Below are 15,940 nucleotides of genomic sequence, written 5' to 3'. Positions count from 1 at the left end.
AATTGAAAGGGCCTTTCAGCCTCTGATTTTGTAGCCGATTCGCAGCAAGTGGACGGCAATGGCGCTCACCACCAGCCAGGCGCCGCCAACGATGCCCAGGCTGAGCCAGGGCGAAGCGTCGCTGACCCCGAAGAAGCCGTAGCGGAAGCCGTCGATCATGTAGAAAAACGGGTTGAGGTGACTCACCGACTGCCAGAACGGCGGCAGCGAGCCGATCGAATAGAACACGCCCGAGAGAAAGGTCATGGGCATGATCAGGAAGTTCTGGAACACGGCCATCTGGTCGAACTTCTCGGCCCAGAGCCCGGCAATGAGCCCCAGCGTGCCCAGCATTGCGGAGCCGAGCAGCGCGAACACCAGGATCCAGAGCGGCGCAACGAAGCTCGGCATGGCGAAGAACATGGTCACCACGAACACGCCGAGGCCCACGGCCAGCCCGCGGATCACCGAAGAGCCCACGTAGGCGAAGAACCAGCCCCAGTGCGACAGCGGCGTGAGCAGCACGAAGACCAGGTTGCCCATGATCTTGCTCTGGATGATGGACGACGAGCTGTTGGCGAAGGCGTTCTGCAGCACGCTCATCATCACCAGGCCCGGCACCAGGAAGGCGGTGTAGCCGACCGAGCCGTAGACCTTCACGTGGTCTTCGAGCACATGGCCGAACACCATGAGATAGAGCAGCGCGGTGAGCACCGGCGCGCCAACCGTCTGGAAGCCGACCTTCCAGAAGCGCAGCGTTTCTTTATAAAGCAGCGCGCGCCAACCTGTCACTGCCATCATCGCGAGACCTCCAGCGGCGTTTGCTCACCCGCCATCAGGTCGATGAACACGTCTTCAAGATCGGCCTTGCGCATTTCCACGTCTTCCACCACGACGCCGGCTTCGCGGATGGCGGCCAGCAATTGTTCGACTTCATGCGCGTTCTGCGCCGGCAGCTGCACGATGCGCCCGGTGATGCGCGCGTGCTGGGCAATGGCCCAGGGCAGCATGGCGTCGGTCTTGAAGCGCAGCACGTTGCTGGCGGCAGACTTCAGGAGTTCGCTGGTGCGGTCGAGCGCAATCACGCGGCCCAGCTTGAGCATGGCGATGCGGCTGCACAGCGCCTCGGCTTCCTCGAGGTAGTGCGTGGTGAGCAGCACGGTGCTGCCCTGCTTGTTGAGCCTGGCGACGAACTGCCAGAGCGTCTGGCGCAGTTCCACGTCGACCCCGGCCGTCGGCTCGTCGAGCACGATCACAGGCGGCTTGTGCACCAGCGCTTGCGCCACCAGCACCCGGCGCTTCATGCCGCCCGAAAGCTGTCGCATGTTGGCCGTGGCCTTGTCGGCCAGGCCGAGGCTTTGCAGCAATTCGTCGATCCACGGTTCGTTGTTCTTGATGCCGAAGTAGCCCGACTGGATGCGCAGCGATTCCCGCACATTGAAGAAGGGGTCGAACACCAACTCCTGCGGCACGATGCCAAGCTGGCGGCGGGCCTCGGCGTAGTCGCGCTGCACGTCGAAGCCATGCACGCTGATGGCTCCGGCGGTGGGGCGAGACAAGCCGGCCAGCATGCTGATGAGCGTGGTCTTGCCTGCGCCGTTGGGGCCCAGCAAGCCGAAGAACTCGCCCGGCTCGATCTGGAAGCTGACCTCGTCGACGGCGCGCAGCCCTTGTTTGCCTTGGGCCCGTTGCTGTCTGGAGGGGGGATAGGTCTTGGAGACCGATTGGAATGAGATCGCGGGCATGGGAGCCGGCGATTTTACGGGCGCGCCCCGCAAGCTGCTGCGCCGCGGCCAGATGCCCTGACGCGGCTACAGTCCGGCTGCCCCGCGCTCAGGGCGCTGCGGGCAAAAGACCCGCAATGCCGTACAAGGCGGCCAACTCGCGCAGCCGAGGCGAAAGGCCCTTCACGGCAAAGCCGCGGCCGAGCGCACTCGATTCACGCCGGCATTCCAGCAGCACGGCCAGCGCCGACGAATCGAACTGCGTCAGCGCGCTGGCGTCGACTACCGTGGAAGTGTCGGTCTGCCCCGCCAGCCCCTGCTGCAGCATGCGCATGCAGGCGGGGGCCTCGTCGTGGGTGAGTTTGGTCGGCAGCACCAGCATGGCGTCAGCTCTTGCCGCTGTTGCCCTTGTTGCGCGCGGCCAGCGCTGCAATCAGGCCATCGATGCCGCGGGCGTTGATTTCCTGCGAGAACTGGGTGCGGTAGGTATCAACGAGCCAGACGCCCAGCACATTGAGGTTGTAGACCTTCCAGCCGCCGCCCTGGCCGGGCGTTTTCTCGAGCCGGTAGTCGAGTTGCACCGGGTCGCCGCGGCCCTTGACCTCGGTGCGCACCAGCACTTCGGTGTCGTCGGGCGAACCACGGAACGGACGGACCGTGACGGTCTGGTCGCTCACCTGGTCGAGCGCGCCGGCGTAGGTGCGCACCAGCAAAGTCTTGAATTCTTCCTGCAGGCGCTTTTGCTGCTCGGGCGTGGCCTGGCGCCATGCCGGGCCCACGGCGGAGGCCGTCATGCGCTGGAAATTGACGTTGGGCATGATCTTGCTGTCGACCAGCAGCATGATCTTGCTGATGTCGCCTGCCTTGATGGAGGTGTCGGCCTTGATGGTTTCGAGCACATCGGTCGACAGCCGCTTGACCAGCGCATCTGGCGCTTCGTCGGCGGCCTGCGCGGGGCGCACGAAAGCAGCGGCAGCGCCGAAAAGCAGCGCGCTCGCGAGTACCAGGCGGCCAAGGCTGCGTCGTTGCAAGATATTGTTGTTCATGGCAATTCCCTCAAGTTTTGAAAATCCGCAAGGCGAGCACTAAGGCGCGCCTCCTGGAAAGAACGTGTTCGACGGGTCTGGAGCCGACCGGGTTCCCTGAAGCGCAGGTGAAGCCTTGAAACCGGATGCAAGCAGAAAAGGCTTCATCCGGCGGCAAACAGCTTCTTTTCTGCCCGTTTACGACTCTTACTTTCCGCCTTCGTCGTCCGGCGGATTGCCGTCGTAGACGTCGTTGCGGCGGTGCTGCAGGAAGGCGTCGCGCGTGAACGTGTACTTGTCGAGCGCCGCATCATCGAGCAGGCGGCCGGCACGCAGGTACTTGGCCCGGGTGTCGACGACTTCCAGCACGGAGAGCGAATTGCGCCACGCGACGTCGTTCATGTTCCCGAGCACGCTCCCGGCCCGGTCGACAGGCAAGGCTGCGGTATCGCGCAGGGTCGAAGGGCCGAGCAGAGGCAGCACGACGTACGGGCCCGCGCCCACGCCCCAGCGGCCGAGCGTCTGGCCGAAGTCTTCTTCATGGCGGTCGATGCCCGCTTCGGTGGCAATGTCCAGCAGGCCGCCGAGGCCGAAGAAGGTGTTGACGTTGACCCGCATGAAGGTTTCGGCGCTGTTCTGCAGCTTGAGCTGGGCCACGCTGTTGGCAAAGCTCCAGACGTCACCCAGGTTGCCGAAGAAATTGCTCACGCCGGTGCGCACCATCGAGGGCAGCACGCGCTGGTAAGCCGTGGCCACGGGCACCAGCACCGCTTCGTCGACCTTGTCGTTGAAACTGGTGACGCCGCGATTGAAGGGCTCGAAAGGGTCGGCCGGATTGGCGCGGGGGCCGCTCGCGCAGCCTGCAAGTACCGCAAAGACCGTTGCCACGCTCATCCAGCGGGCGTAATTCGCTATGTTATTCATAGCACTTGAGGAAAAAGGGCTTGTTTTCATTTCTTGTTGGCTGTTCCCGGCGCCGGAGTATTTCCTTCGGCCGCCTTGCTGTAGAGGAACTGGCTGATCAGGTTTTCCAGCACCACGGCCGACTGGGTCGCGGTAATGGTGTCGCCGGCTTGCAGGTTCTTCTCCTCGGCACCCGCTTCGATTCCGATGTACTGCTCGCCGAGCAGGCCACTGGTCAGGATCTTGAGCGAGCTGTCCTTGGGAAAACTGTAACGGTTTTGCAATGCCAGCGTCACGCTGGCCTGAAAGGACTTGTCGTCGAATGAGATGGATTCCACACGGCCGACCACCACCCCCGCGCTCTTGACCGCGGTTTGCGGCTTGAGACCGCCGATATTGTCGAAGCGCGCGGTGACGTTGTACGTCTTCTGGAAATTCAGGCTCAGCAGGTTGGCCGATTGCAGCGCGAGGAACAGAAGCGCCGCGCCGCCGATCAGGACGAACAGGCCGACCCAGATGTCGTTAGTGGAACGTTGCATGGTTTGCACTCTCTAGAACGATTGGAGCCAAGGCCCCTTCAAATACTGAACATCATGGCGGTCAACAGGAAGTCGAGGCCGAGCACCGACAGCGACGCCATCACCACCGTGCGCGTGGTCGCGCGCGAGACGCCTTCAGGCGTGGGCTGGGCCTCGTAGCCCTGCAGCAGCGCAATGAAGGTCACGGTAAAACCGAAGACGATGCTCTTGATCACGCCGTTGCCGACGTCGCGCCACACATCGACGCCGCCCTGCATCTGGCCCCAGAACGCGCCGGGGTCGACACCAAGCATCAGCACACCCACCACATAGCCGCCCATGATGCCGACCGCGCTGAACACGGCCGCGAGCAGCGGCATGGTGATGACGCCGGCCCAGAAACGCGGGGCCAGAATGCGCCGCACTGGGTCGACCGCCATCATTTCCATGGCGCTGAGCTGTTCGCCGGCCTTCATGAGGCCGATTTCCGCGGTGAGCGAGGTACCGGCACGCCCGGTGAAGAGCAAGGCAGCCACCACAGGGCCGAGCTCACGCACCAGGCTCAGGGCAACCAGCAGGCCGAGCGCCTCGGAAGAACCGTAGCGCTGCAGCGCGTAATACATCTGCAGGCCCAGCACAAAGCCCACGAAAAGGCCGGACACCGCAATGATGGCGAGCGAGTAGTTGCCGAGAAAGTGAATCTGGTCGCGCACCAGGCTGAAGCGCCGCAGGCTCTGCGCGCCTTGGAACGCCAGGCGCACGAACAGCTTGGCGCCATAGCCCATATCGGCGAGCTTGCTGCGCACGGCAAAGCCGACATCGGCGGGCTTCCACCAGGTCATGCGCGCTCCCCTTCGTTGCCGAAATCTGCTTCGATTCCAACGCCAGGGTAATGAAAATGCACCGGCCCGTCGGGCAGCGCATTGACGAACTGGTGAACCAGCGGATCGGCGCTTTGCCGCACTTCGTCGGGCGTGCCCTGCGCCGCGATGGCGCCGTTGGCCAGGATGATCACGTGGTCGGCAATTCGGAATGTTTCTTCGAGATCGTGCGAGACGACGATGCTGGTCAGCCCCAGCGTGTCGTTGAGCTGGCGGATCAGCCGCGCCGCCGTGCCGAGCGAAATCGGGTCGAGGCCGGCAAAAGGCTCGTCGTACATCACCAGGTCGGGGTCGAGCGCAATGGCACGCGCCAGCGCCACGCGCCGGGCCATGCCGCCGGACACTTCGCTGGGCATGAGGTCCCGCGCGCCGCGCAAGCCCACGGCGTCGAGCTTCATGAGGACGATGTCGCGCACCAGCGCTTCCGACAGCTGCGTGTGCTCGCGCAAGGGAAAAGCCACGTTGTCGAACACGCTCATGTCGGTGAACAAGGCACCGAACTGAAAGAGCATGCCCATGCGCCGCCGCGCTTTATAGAGAGCCGCGGCATCGAACTTGCCGACGTCCTGGCCGTCGAACAGCACCTCGCCGCGCTGGGCTCGTTGCTGTCCGCCGACGAGCCGCAGCACGGTGGTCTTGCCGCCGCCCGAGGCCCCCATGAGCGCGGTGACCTTGCCGCGCGGGACGGAAAAGGACACCCCGTCGAGAATCGCACGTGCGCCATAGCCGAACGTAACGTCGCGGAACTCTACAAAGGGGTGTGGCAGTGCGGCTGGGTCCATCTCAATAAAAAAGCCGGGCGCCTTGACAGGCATCCCGGCATGCGGTTTCCGCAAATGATAGCGGGGCCGTGACGGGCCCCGCAAAACTGAAACAAAAATCAGCGAGGTAAGTCGCTAAATCCCATCAAAAACTCGTCCACCGAGCGGGCAGCCTGCCGCCCCTCGCGAATCGCCCACACCACGAGCGACTGGCCGCGGCGGATATCGCCTGCCGCGAACACCTTGGGCACGTTGGTGGCGTAGCCACCGATGAAATCGACGGTGGCCTTGGCATTGCCGCGTGCATCCTTCTCGACGCCGAAGGCATCCAGCACGGTGGCCACGGGGCTGATGAAACCCATCGCCAGCAGCACGAGGTCGGCCTTGAGGATCTGCTCGCTGCCGGCCACTTCCTGCATCTTGCCGTCCTTCCACTCGACGCGGACGGTCTTGAGGCCGGTGACCTTGCCCTTTTCGCCGATGAACTCCTTGGTGGAGATGGCGAACTCGCGCTCGCAGCCTTCTTCGTGGCTGGAGCTGGTGCGCAGCTTGATCGGCCAGTAGGGCCAGGTCAGCGGGCGGTTTTCTTCTTCGGGCGGCTGGGGCATCAGCTCGAACTGCGTGACGCTGGCTGCGCCATGGCGGTTGCTGGTGCCCACGCAGTCGGAGCCGGTGTCGCCACCGCCGATGACGATGACGTGCTTGCCCTCGGCGCGCAGCTGGCCCTTGACCTTGTCGCCGGCGTTGACACGGTTCTGCTGGGGCAGGAACTCCATCGCAAAGTGAATGCCGTCCAGGTCGCGGCCCGGCACCGGCAGGTCGCGCGATTGCTCGGCCCCGCCGGTGAGCAGCACGGCGTCGAATTCCTTGTCCAGCTGCTCGGGCGTGACGGTTTCCTTGGCGAGGTTGGTCACCTTGGAGCCCTTGCCCAGCGGGTCTTTCGCGGCGCCGACGATCACGCCGGTGCGGAAGGTCACGCCCTCGGCCTTCATCTGCTCGACGCGGCGATCGATGTGCGTCTTCTCCATCTTGAAGTCGGGAATGCCGTAGCGCAGCAGGCCGCCGATGCGGTCGTTCTTCTCGAACAGCGTCACGTCATGGCCGGCGCGAGCGAGCTGCTGCGCCGCGGCCATGCCGGCCGGGCCCGAACCCACCACGGCCACTTTCTTGCCCGTCTTGTGCTTGGCAACGCGCGGCGCCACCCAGCCTTCGTCCCAGGCGCGGTCGATGATGGCGTGTTCCAGCGACTTGATGCCGACGGGGTCGTCGTTCACGTTGAGCACGCAGGCGGCCTCGCAAGGGGCGGGGCAGATGCGGCCGGTGAACTCCGGAAAGTTGTTGGTCGAGTCGAGCACCGCGAAGGCGTTCTGCCAATCGTTGCGGTACACGAGGTCGTTGAAGTCCGGAATGATGTTGTTGACCGGGCAGCCGCTGTTGCAGAACGGCGTGCCGCAGTCCATGCAGCGTGCGCCCTGTACCTTGGCCTGCTCGTTCGTCAGGCCGACGACGAATTCCTTGTAATGCTTGACGCGCTCTTCAACGGGCTTGTAGCCCTCTTCGATGCGCTCATGCTCCATGAAGCCGGTGATCTTTCCCATCGCGATTCCTTTTACACCCCCGTTGCTTGCTCACTGCGTGTAGCCGCCTCCCCCCTCAAGGGGGCAACACCTGCGGCCTGGCAAAGCCGGTTCCGCGGTGTTCCCCGAAGGGGCTGTGACAGTTTCACGTGCTGCATGCCGTGTGGGAGCTAGTTCTGTTTTTGGTTGATCTTCAAACTGCGGCCGGGGTGGCCTGCGGTGCGGCGGCGATCGCGTGCGGCTCGAGGCCGATGTGCGCGTTGTTGCCGCTGCTCGTGAGCTCGACCTTGCGGTCGTGCAGCTCGGCGAGCGCACGCTTGTATTCGTTCGGGAACACCTTGACGAACTTGGTGCGGGCCACGGCCCAGTTGTCGAGCAGTTCGCGCGCACGCTTGCTGCCGGTCCAGCGGTGGTGCTCTTCGAGCAGCTTCTTGAGCTGGGCCTCGTCGGTCTCGCCGCCGTGCCAGATCTTGCGGTGCACGCTCGCGGTCTGCTCGGCCGAGGTCAGCACCTTGTCGAGCGACACCATCGAGAGATTGCAGCGCGTGGCGAACTGGCCGTCTTCGTCATAGACGAAAGCCACGCCGCCGCTCATGCCAGCCGCAAAGTTGCGGCCGGTCTTGCCGAGCACCGCGACCGTGCCGCCGGTCATGTATTCGCAGCCGTGGTCGCCCGTGCCTTCGACGACCGCCGTGGCACCCGAGAGGCGCACCGCGAAACGCTCGCCGGCCACGCCGCACAGATAGGCTTCGCCGGTGGTCGCGCCGTAGAGCGCGGTGTTGCCGACGATGGTGTTGCGGATGGCTTCGCCGCGGAAATCAAGGCTCGGGCGAACCACCACGCGGCCGCCGGAAAGGCCCTTGCCGGTGTAGTCGTTGGCATCGCCAATGAGGTACAGCGTGATGCCGCGCGCCAGGAAGGCGCCGAACGACTGGCCGCCCGTGCCTTCGAGCTGGATGCGGATCGAATCGTCGGGTAGGCCTTGCGGATGCACCTTCGTTAGCGCGCCCGACAGCATGGCACCCACCGAGCGGTTGACGTTGCGCGCCACCTCGATGAACTGCACCTTCTCGCCGCGCTCGATGGCGGGGCGCGACTTCTCGATGAGCTTGACGTCCAGCGCCTTGTCCAGGCCATGGTCCTGGTTCTCAACATGGAAGCGCGGCACTTCGGCCGGCACCGTCGGCAGCGCGAACAGGCGGCTGAAGTCCAGGCCGGAGGCCTTCCAGTGCTCGATGCCCTTGCGCATGTCGAGCAGGTCGGCGCGGCCGATCAGGTCGTCGAACTTGCGGATGCCGAGCTGGGCCATGATCTGGCGCACTTCTTCCGCAACGAAGAAGAAGTAGTTGACGACGTGCTCGGGCTTGCCCGAGAACTTCTTGCGCAGGATCGGGTCTTGCGTGGCCACGCCCACCGGGCAGGTGTTCAGGTGGCACTTGCGCATCATGATGCAGCCTTCGACCACCAGCGGCGCCGTGGCAAAGCCGAACTCGTCGGCACCCAGCAGCGCGCCAATGGCGACGTCGCGGCCGGTCTTCATCTGGCCGTCGGCCTGCACGCGGATGCGGCTGCGCAGGCGGTTGAGCACCAGCGTCTGCTGCGTTTCGGCCAAGCCGATTTCCCACGGGCTGCCCGCGTGCTTGATGGACGACCAGGGCGATGCGCCCGTGCCGCCGTCATGGCCCGCGATCACCACGTGGTCGCTCTTGCACTTGGCCACGCCGGCCGCGATGGTGCCCACGCCGATTTCGCTCACCAGCTTGACGCTGATGCTTGCGTGCGGCGCAGCATTCTTCAGGTCGTGAATCAGTTGTGCCAGGTCTTCGATCGAGTAGATGTCGTGGTGCGGCGGCGGCGAGATCAGGCCAACGCCCGGAACCGCGTAGCGCTGCTTGCCGATGTACTCGGTGACCTTGCCGCCGGGCAGCTGGCCGCCCTCGCCCGGCTTGGCCCCCTGCGCCATCTTGATCTGGATCTGGTCGGCCGAATGCAGGTACTCGGCCGTGACGCCGAAGCGGCCCGAAGCCACCTGCTTGATGCGCGAGCGCAGCGAGTCGCCGTCCTTCAGCGGCAGGTCGACCTCGACGTTGGCCGCGCCGATCACGCTCTTGAGCGTGTCGCCCTGCTTGATCGGGATGCCCTTGAGCTCGTTGCGGTAGCGCGCCGGATCTTCGCCACCCTCGCCCGTGTTGCTCTTGCCGCCGATGCGGTTCATGGCAATGGCCAGCGTGGAGTGCGCTTCGGTGCTGATCGAGCCGAGCGACATCGCGCCAGTGGCAAAGCGCTTGACGATTTCAGCCGCGGGCTCGACCTCGTCGACCGGAATGGCCTTGGCCGGATCCAGCTTGAACTCGAAGAGGCCGCGCAGCGTGAGATGGCGGCGGTTCTGGTCGTTGATGAGCTGCGCGTATTCCTTGTACGTGTTCCAGTTGTTGGAGCGCGTGCTGTGCTGCAGCTTGGCAATGGCGTCGGGCGTCCACATGTGCTCTTCGCCGCGCGTGCGCCAGGCGTATTCACCGCCGGCGTCGAGCATGTTGGAAAGAATCGGATCGTCGCCGAAAGCCGCCTTGTGCATGCGGATGGCTTCCTCGGCAATCTCGAACACGCCGATGCCCTCGACACGGCTGGCCGTACCGGTGAAGTACTTGTTGACCGTGGCCGTGTTCAGGCCGATGGCCTCGAACAGCTGCGCGCCGCAGTAGCTCATGTAGGTGCTGACACCCATCTTCGACATGATCTTCGACAGACCCTTGCCGATGGCCTTGACGTAGTTGTAGACCGCCTTCTCGGCGCTCATGTCGCCTGGCAGGTCGGCATGCATGGCCGCCAGGGTTTCCATGGCCAGGTACGGGTGAACGGCTTCCGCGCCGTAGCCCGCCAGCACGCCGAAGTGATGCACTTCGCGCGCCGAACCGGTCTCGACGACCAGGCCGGCGGTGGTGCGCAGGCCCTCGCGCACCAGGTACTGGTGCACGGCCGACAGCGCCAGCACGGCGGGAATCGCGACTTGCGTCGGGCTCACGCCGCGGTCGCTCACGATCAGGATGTTGTGGCCGCCCTTGATGGCGTCGACCGCCTCGGCGCAGAGCGAGGCCAGCTTGGCTTCGACGCCTTCGTCGCCCCAGGCAAGCGGATAGGTGATGTCGAGCACGTAGCTCTTGAACTTGCCCTGCGTGTACTTGCCGATGTCGCGCAGCTTGGCCATGTCGGCAAAGTCGAGAATCGGCTGGCTCACTTCAAGCCGCATCGGCGGGTTGACCTGGTTGATGTCCAGCAGGTTGGGCTTGGGGCCGATGAACGACACCAGCGACATCACGATGGCTTCGCGGATCGGGTCGATCGGCGGGTTGGTCACTTGCGCGAACAACTGCTTGAAGTAGTTGTAGAGCGGCTTGTTCTTGCTGGAAAGCACGGCCAGCGGGCTGTCGTTGCCCATGGAGCCGATGCCTTCTTCGCCAGCCTGCGCCATCGGACTCATCAGGAACTTGATGTCTTCCTGGGTGTAGCCGAAGGCCTGCTGGCGGTCGAGCAGCGCAACCTGGCTGACGGGCGCGGAGACTGGCTCGGCCTTCACGCTATCGAGCTTGATGCGCAGGTTCTCGATCCACTGCTTGTAGGGCTTGCTGTTGGCGAGGGTGGCCTTGACCTCCTCGTCGTCGATCATGCGGCCCTGTTCCAGGTCGATCAGGAACATCTTGCCGGGCTGCAGGCGCCACTTGCGCACGATCTTCTGCTCGGGCACGGGCAGCACGCCCGATTCCGAAGCCATGATGACCAGGTCGTCGTCGGTCACGCAGTAGCGCGAGGGACGCAGGCCGTTGCGGTCGAGCGTGGCGCCGATCTGCCGGCCGTCGGTGAACACGATGGAGGCCGGGCCGTCCCACGGCTCGAGCATGGCGGCGTGGTATTCATAGAACGCGCGGCGGCGCGGGTCCATGGTGGCGTGCTGTTCCCAGGGCTCGGGAATCATCATCATCACGGCCTGGCTGATGGGGTAGCCGGCCATCGTCAACAGCTCGAGGCAGTTGTCGAAGGTGGCGGTATCGGACTGGCCGGCAAAGCTGATGGGGTACAGCTTTTGCAGGTCGGCGCCGAGCACGGGCGAGGACATGACGCCTTCGCGCGCCTTCATCCAGTTGTAGTTACCCTTGACCGTGTTGATTTCGCCGTTGTGGGCTACATAGCGGTACGGGTGGGCCAGCGGCCACTCGGGGAAAGTGTTGGTCGAGAAGCGCTGATGCACCAGGCCGAGGGCCGAGATGCAGCGCTTGTCTTGCAGGTCGAGGTAATAGGTACCCACCTGGTCGGCGAGCAGCAGGCCCTTGTAGACCACGGTACGGCTCGACATGCTCGGAACGTAGTATTCCTTGCTGTGCTTGAGCTTCAGGCGCTGGATGTTGGCGCTGGCGGTCTTGCGGATGACATAGAGCTTGCGTTCGAGCGCATCCTGCACGATGACGTCGTTGCCGCGGCCGATGAACACCTGGCGCAGCAGCGGCTCCTTGGCGCGCACCGTGGGCGACATCGGCATGTCGCGGTTCACCGGCACGTCGCGCCAGCCCAGCAGCACCTGGCCTTCGGCCTTGATGGCGCGTTCCATCTCTTGTTCGCAGGCTTCGCGGGAGGCGTGTTCCTTTGGCAGGAAGATCATGCCGACGCCGTATTCGCCGGGCGGCGGCAGCGTGACGCCCTGCTTGGCCATTTCTTCGCGGTACAGATGGTCGGGCAACTGGATCAGGATGCCCGCACCGTCACCCATGAGCTTGTCAGCGCCCACTGCGCCGCGATGGTCGAGGTTTTCGAGGATCTTCAGGCCCTGCAGCACGATCGCATGGCTCTTTTCGCCCTTGATGTGCGCCACGAAGCCGACGCCGCAAGCATCGTGCTCGTCGGCACCGGAATACAGACCGTGTTGTTGGAGATGTTCGATCTCGGCAGCCGTAGTCATGGCGCACTCCTTCATCAGTTTTTCGCAGGGAAGAGAAGGATATTGCGATGCACAAAGAACGCCAAACACTTTAATTGGGGTCAGATTCTTATTAAATTCCGAGCGTTCTGGTCAGAATTAAAATAGGGACAGATTAAACGCGCGCACAAGAGCGTTCCCGCGATGGCCGCCTGGCTACCGCGACCCCGGCGTCAGGAAGTAGATGCCGCCGGCGGCCGGCCAGCCTTGGCCTTGGCCACGCGCCGCTCGGTAGATTTTTGAAGCGAAGCAAGAAAATCCGCATCGCCGGCCGCCCACCCGCGCAGCGTGGCTTCGGTAAGTACGCCCTGATCGGCGGATCGCACTCCCGCACGCACCAACTCGACGTATGCAGCCTCGCGGGCGAAGGGCGTGTTGCCGAGTTCCCAGTACAGCGGATGCGGCGTCAGCAGCTTGTCTTGCCGCAAGCCGGCATAGTGGCCGTGGCTGGACCATGGAAAGTCGCGCGCGTCCGCGACCATGCCGGCCCGCACGGGGTTGAGATCGATGTACGCCATGCAGGTCAGCAGATAGCGATCGCTCTGGATCAGCGTAGACCTGTAGCGCCCCTCCCACAAGGTGCCGCTGCGGCCATGGCGGTCATTGAAGTAGCGCACGTAGCTGCGCCCCACCGACTGCATGAACTGCGGCAGCCCGGTGGTGGTACTGGGCGTTGCCAGCAGATGGAAGTGGTTGTCCATCAGCACATAGGCGTGCAGCGCGATGCCGAAGCGCGTGGCGTTGTCGGCCAGCAGGGCGAGCAACCGCTCGTGGTCCGCACGGTCGACAAAGATCGCCTGGCGGTTGTTTCCACGCTGGATCACGTGGTGCGGCATGTCGGCCAGCGTAAGGCGGGGGAGACGGGCCATGGCGGGAAGGCGGCGCGCGCTCGCGGTTTTCAGCTCAGGCGAAAGCGTGTCTCGCCCAAGGCGTCGAGTCCGAACTGAGCCAGCAACTCGCCCAGCCGGGCGGCTGCGGCGGCCTTGCGCTGCCCGGTGTGGCGCGCCAGGATCAGCTCGTTCTTCATGCTGTGCTCCCAGCCCACCAGTTCGGTCACGGTGACGCTGTAGCCGTTGGCCTCGAGGTACAGGCAGCGCAGCACATTGGTGAGCTGGCTGCCGATTTCGCGGGTGTGCAGCGGGTGGCGCCACAGTTCGGCCAATGGCGTGCGCGACAGCGCGAGCGCCTTGGTTTCGCGCAGGCAGGCGGCCACCTCGGCCTGGCAGCAAGGCACCAGCACCATGCAGCGCGCCTTCTTCGCGAGGCCGAAGGCAATGGCATCGTCGGTGGCCGTATCGCAGGCGTGCAGCGCGGTGACCACGTCGATCCGCTCGGGCAATTCGCTCGCGTTCGCCGATTCGGCGACGGTGAGATTCAGGAACGACATGCGGTCGAATCCGAGCTGCCTTGCCAGCGCGCGCGATTTTTCCACCAGTTCGCTGCGCGTCTCAATGCCGTAGACGTGCCCGCCTTCGCGCGAACGGAAGAACAGGTCGTAGATGATGAACCCGAGGTACGACTTGCCCGCACCGTGGTCGGCCAGCGTGGCCTCGGCGCCGCCGCCCGGCAGCTCACGCAGGAGTTGCTCGATGAACTGGAACAGGTGGTACACCTGCTTGAGCTTGCGCCGCGAATCCTGATTGAGCCGGCCTTCGCGCGTAAGGATGTGCAGCTCCTTCAGGAGCTCGACGGATTGGCCCGGGCGCAGAACCTCGGACAACTCGGCTTCGGCCTTGGCGGTCTTTGCGGTCTTCACAGTCTTGGTTGCGTGTGCATTCATCGCCTGGCGCTCCCGGGGCCCACGTCGAGCGCGGCCCAGCCTTCGGGGCCCAGTGCTGCGAGCGTTTCGATGTTGCGTTCGAAAATGGCTTCGGCCTCCGGGAACGCCTCCACTGCGCGGCTCACGCTGTCTTCGCGCAACAGATGCAGCGTAGGGTAAGGCGCACGGTTGGTTGCGTTCGAAATGTCGTCGGGCTTGGTGCCGCCGAACTGGAACTGCGGATGGAAGCTCGCCAGCTGGAACACGCCGTCGAAGCCCGCGCGGGCAAGCTTGCGTTCGGCGCGTGCGGTGAAATCGTTGAAGTCCAGAAAATCCGCCAAGGTGTTGGGTGCTATCAGCAAGGTGGTGTCGCGCACGGAGGCATCGAGCGCGGCGAGTTCATTGGCCTCGGCAAGAAGCATTTCGATCAGCGCGGTGTCGTCGGCCGGCATGTACACGGCGAAGTGAATCTGCGCCTTGACATGAACCGCCTTGGCAAAGGGACACAGGTTGAGTCCGATCACCGCACGTTCGAGCCAGCGCTGCGTATCGGCTTCGGCCTGCATGGCCTCGATTGTCGCCGCGCCCGTCATGCCACTGCCGCCGCAAGGCGTATTCGTCCAAGGTGCCGCGCCATGGCCATGCCGGCCAGCGAACATGCCAGTGTGGCGGTCCATGTCCAGTGCCAGCCGCCGACGCGGTGAGCCACCCATGCCACCGCGGGCGGCGCCAGGAACTGCCCCAGGGAAGAGGCCTGCTGCATGAGACCGACCGTGGTCGAGACGGTGCTGGGCCCCGGCGCCATGCGGACCCCGAGCAGGAACAGCGTTGCCGGCACCATGCCGCCGCCCAACGAAAAGAGGCAGACAGCGGCATAGCGAAGCGCTGGCGGCAGGCCGAGCGCGCCGGCGCCCTGCCCCATTTGCGCAAAAGCTGCCACGCCTCCCAGCGCCATGGCCCCGAAGCCCAGCTGCAGCAGGCGCTCGGGCGCAACGCCGCGTTGCAGCCAGCGCCCGCCCGCCACGTTGCCGACGATGTTCATCGCGGCCGCAATCGCGGTGAGCACCGCATTCCAGCCTGGCGGCACACCCGCGCCGGCATAAATGGCCGGAAGGAAGCCGATCACCGCCATCCACTGGGCGGAATACACGGCAAAGGTCAGCGCGATCATCCAGGGTGCGCGCGCACCGACTGTCGTGCGCAGCCGCAACGACCACCCCGCCGTTGCGCCGCCCGCAGCGGTAGAACGAACCTTGTCAGAAGGTACGGCCAGCCACAGCCAGAGCGCCGCGCCGACTGAAACGGCGGACAGTGCCCACCACCAGTCGGACCAACCGCCCCAGGCGATCAACGCCGGACCGAGCAGCAGCGCAAGCGCGACGCCAAGCGGCATGTACGCACCCCACAGTCCGAGCGCGGCCTTGTCCGCTCCGGCCGGCGTGAGCGCGCGGATCAACCCTGGCCCCGGCATGACCGCCAGCAGAAAGCCAATGCCTTCGGCGGCGCGCAGAACCAGCAGCCACCGCACCGCGTGCGCATCGCCGAAGAGGCCGGTGCCGACGGCGCCGCCGAGCAGGCTGGCAACAACCAGCACAAGCAGCCCCGTGAGCATGCTGCGCCGAAGGCCAATGGTGTCGGCCGCAAGCCCGATCACCAGCCCGAGAGTCATGCTGGCCACTTGCACCAGCGACAGCAGAAAACCGGCTTCGACCAGGCTGATGCCGAGCGACGCCTGCAGGGCCGGCACGGCGGGCGGCAGCTTGCCCAGGTGCAGCGCCGCGCTCACGCCGCCGAAAAGGACGGCGAAGGCGGCGGCTGGAACGCGCGCGGAGACGGCGGCCACCGAA

Annotated in this window: 14 protein-coding genes; all 14 read right to left on the bottom strand. The window is 64.9% G+C overall.

The window, feature by feature from the left end; genetic code table 11:
- Nucleotides 1-15 precede the first annotated feature (15 nt).
- Nucleotides 16-771 carry an ABC transporter permease gene (locus tag V9L20_RS18895; protein ID WP_258508276.1) on the bottom strand — a complete coding sequence of 252 codons (756 nt, stop codon included), beginning with the start codon at nt 769-771 and terminating at the stop codon, nt 16-18.
- Between the two features lie 5 nt (nt 772-776).
- On the bottom strand, nt 777-1,724 hold the full coding sequence (locus V9L20_RS18890; protein ID WP_157612502.1) for an ABC transporter ATP-binding protein: 948 nt from the start codon (nt 1,722-1,724) through the stop codon (nt 777-779).
- 88 nt (nt 1,725-1,812) lie between these two features.
- Nucleotides 1,813-2,085 carry an STAS domain-containing protein gene (locus tag V9L20_RS18885; protein ID WP_126745531.1) on the bottom strand — a complete coding sequence of 91 codons (273 nt, stop codon included), beginning with the start codon at nt 2,083-2,085 and terminating at the stop codon, nt 1,813-1,815.
- A gap of 4 nt (nt 2,086-2,089) precedes the next feature.
- Nucleotides 2,090-2,749 (bottom strand): MlaC/ttg2D family ABC transporter substrate-binding protein, encoded by a 660-nt coding sequence (locus V9L20_RS18880; RefSeq protein ID WP_258504408.1) that lies wholly within the window; start codon nt 2,747-2,749, stop codon nt 2,090-2,092.
- A gap of 186 nt (nt 2,750-2,935) precedes the next feature.
- Nucleotides 2,936-3,652, bottom strand: coding sequence for an MlaA family lipoprotein (locus tag V9L20_RS18875; protein ID WP_258504407.1), 717 nt, complete (start codon nt 3,650-3,652; stop codon nt 2,936-2,938).
- Between the two features lie 26 nt (nt 3,653-3,678).
- Entirely contained in the window at nt 3,679-4,170 is a 492-nt protein-coding gene (gene mlaD / locus V9L20_RS18870) for an outer membrane lipid asymmetry maintenance protein MlaD (RefSeq protein ID WP_337297807.1), read from the bottom strand.
- 38 nt (nt 4,171-4,208) lie between these two features.
- Complete coding sequence (gene mlaE, locus V9L20_RS18865; protein ID WP_126745528.1) at nt 4,209-4,991, bottom strand: lipid asymmetry maintenance ABC transporter permease subunit MlaE; 783 nt, start codon at nt 4,989-4,991, stop codon at nt 4,209-4,211.
- Entirely contained in the window at nt 4,988-5,845 is an 858-nt protein-coding gene (locus V9L20_RS18860; RefSeq protein ID WP_258504406.1) for an ABC transporter ATP-binding protein, read from the bottom strand. The genes mlaE and V9L20_RS18860 overlap by 4 nt, the downstream gene beginning before the upstream one ends.
- 65 nt (nt 5,846-5,910) lie before the next feature.
- Nucleotides 5,911-7,389: a glutamate synthase subunit beta gene (locus tag V9L20_RS18855; protein ID WP_337297734.1), complete on the bottom strand. Its 1,479-nt coding sequence runs from the start codon at nt 7,387-7,389 to the stop codon at nt 5,911-5,913.
- 172 nt (nt 7,390-7,561) lie between these two features.
- Entirely contained in the window at nt 7,562-12,316 is a 4,755-nt protein-coding gene (locus tag V9L20_RS18850) for a glutamate synthase-related protein (protein WP_337297733.1), read from the bottom strand.
- A 191-nt stretch (nt 12,317-12,507) separates the two neighbouring features.
- Nucleotides 12,508-13,203 (bottom strand): transposase, encoded by a 696-nt coding sequence (locus V9L20_RS18845; protein WP_337297732.1) that lies wholly within the window; start codon nt 13,201-13,203, stop codon nt 12,508-12,510.
- A 29-nt stretch (nt 13,204-13,232) separates the two neighbouring features.
- Nucleotides 13,233-14,114: a class I SAM-dependent methyltransferase gene (locus V9L20_RS18840; protein WP_337297731.1), complete on the bottom strand. Its 882-nt coding sequence runs from the start codon at nt 14,112-14,114 to the stop codon at nt 13,233-13,235.
- A complete protein-coding gene (locus V9L20_RS18835; RefSeq protein WP_337297730.1) occupies nt 14,111-14,686 on the bottom strand; it encodes a DUF1415 domain-containing protein in 576 nt (191 codons plus the stop codon). The genes V9L20_RS18840 and V9L20_RS18835 overlap by 4 nt, the downstream gene beginning before the upstream one ends.
- Nucleotides 14,683-15,936, bottom strand: a complete 1,254-nt coding sequence (locus V9L20_RS18830) for an MFS transporter (RefSeq protein WP_443098604.1) — start codon at nt 15,934-15,936, stop codon at nt 14,683-14,685. The genes V9L20_RS18835 and V9L20_RS18830 overlap by 4 nt, the downstream gene beginning before the upstream one ends.
- Nucleotides 15,937-15,940: the final 4 nt, after the last annotated feature.

The organism is Variovorax sp. CCNWLW225 (genome assembly GCF_037204045.1).
GTDB lineage: Bacteria > Pseudomonadota > Gammaproteobacteria > Burkholderiales > Burkholderiaceae_C > Variovorax.
Note: the sequence above shows the minus strand (reverse complement) of the source record. Positions and strands in the feature narration are given on the sequence as shown.